General features: G+C 47.5%; 2 protein-coding genes and 1 pseudogene. All 3 read left to right on the top strand.

What is annotated here, in order from left to right; translation table 11 throughout:
* Positions 1–128: 128 nt before the first annotated feature.
* Positions 129–283, top strand: a pseudogene (locus tag C5471_RS23235) (JAB domain-containing protein); the annotation flags it as partial.
* A gap of 13 nt (positions 284–296) precedes the next feature.
* Complete coding sequence (locus C5471_RS23240) at positions 297–632, top strand: type IV toxin-antitoxin system YeeU family antitoxin (RefSeq protein WP_133816214.1); 336 nt, start codon at positions 297–299, stop codon at positions 630–632.
* A gap of 66 nt (positions 633–698) precedes the next feature.
* Positions 699–1,040 (top strand): TA system toxin CbtA family protein, encoded by a 342-nt coding sequence (locus C5471_RS23245; protein ID WP_133816127.1) that lies wholly within the window; start codon positions 699–701, stop codon positions 1,038–1,040.
* Positions 1,041–1,363: the final 323 nt, after the last annotated feature.

The raw sequence follows: 1,363 nt of genomic DNA on the forward strand, positions 1-1,363 counted from the left end.
GCCCATTGTTCGGCGCAGGTTGAAAACATAAAGATTACCTCAAGTTGTGTTTTTTATTGAGATCAATCTATGAGGGAAAAGTTCAATAACGAGGGGGCGGGTTAAAATATTTGTGTAGGAAAGACAGCTACTTTAACGCGGCAGCAGTGATATTTGCCCATAACCAAAGGCTATTACTCAGCGACTGGTGCAGGCGCTGATGCTGGTGGAAGTTCGAGTGCCCGACCACCTGATTGTCGGCGGCAGGCAGATTTTCTCCTTCGCCGAACATGGTCTTCTTTAACAGGATTAAAATGATGAATAAAGACGCTACCCAAACCTGGGGTCTTAAACGAGATATCACACCGTGTTTTGGAGCACGGCTGGTGCAGGAAGGTCATCGTCTGCATTTTCTGGCGGACCGGGCAGGGTTCACCGGTTCATACAGTGAGATGCAGGCTCGACATCTGGATGACGCTTTCCCGCATTTTGTCGCGCATCTTGAGCTGATGCTGCTCTCCGGTGAACTGAATCCCCAGTGTGCACACTGCGTCACGCTGTACCGTAACGGGCTGACCTGTGAAGCCGATACGCTGGGCAGCCATGGGTATGTATATATTGCAATTTATCCCTCCAATTTGGTTAAAGACTGATTTTTAGCATCATCTCAGCTTTGTAAGCCTTCAAAACTTTTCTTCGTTTATTAAGAGACTCAACTCATGCAAACCTCAACTGTACCGGCCACGTTGCCGGTTTCGTCACGCCTGTCGCCTGTGCAGGTCTGGCAGCAACTGTTAGTTTATCTGTTAGAACATCATTACGGCCTGACACTCAATGACACGCCATTCCATGATGACGCGGCCATCCAGGAGCATATCGACGCAGGAATAACATTGGCTGATGCGATGAATTTCGTGGTGGAACGTTATGAGCTGGTGCGTACTGACCGAAAAGGATTCACCTGGCAGGAGCAGACGTCATTTCTGACCGCTACCGATATTCTCAGAGCCAGACGAGCTACCGGGCTGATGAATAATAAAATCTTCGAGCCTTATTCCTGATTTTTACCTCCGCACTTTCCACTCTTTTTGTTCATCGCATACATGCCTGTAAACCCTGGCAGACATGTATGCTTTTATGGTCAATGTCAAAGATAAGCACGGCTCAGAGATGTTGGTGACACGATAGTTAGCAGTTACAATCACCAGACTCGAAATCGCTTATGTATTCAGCGAAATACGTTTGGGGGCCCAATTGGGGCTGAGGAATCCCCAGAAAATAGACAGGCATAGCGTTGTGTGATCTACTGATTGTTCCACCAAGTCAATAAGGTCACTGCTATGCCTGCACGTAAAGTATGTCACAACTTCTTCAAAGATGCCTT

It is taken from the genome of Photorhabdus tasmaniensis (assembly GCF_011189505.1).
GTDB classification, from domain to species: Bacteria; Pseudomonadota; Gammaproteobacteria; order Enterobacterales; family Enterobacteriaceae; genus Photorhabdus; species Photorhabdus tasmaniensis.

What these genes read in the sequence shown, in the direction of transcription:
- C5471_RS23240 (WP_133816214.1), top strand. Translation starts at nt 297, where the DNA reads ATGAATAAAGACGCTACCCAAACCTGGGGTCTTAAACGAGATATCACA.
- C5471_RS23245 (WP_133816127.1), top strand. Translation starts at nt 699, where the DNA reads ATGCAAACCTCAACTGTACCGGCCACGTTGCCGGTTTCGTCACGCCTG.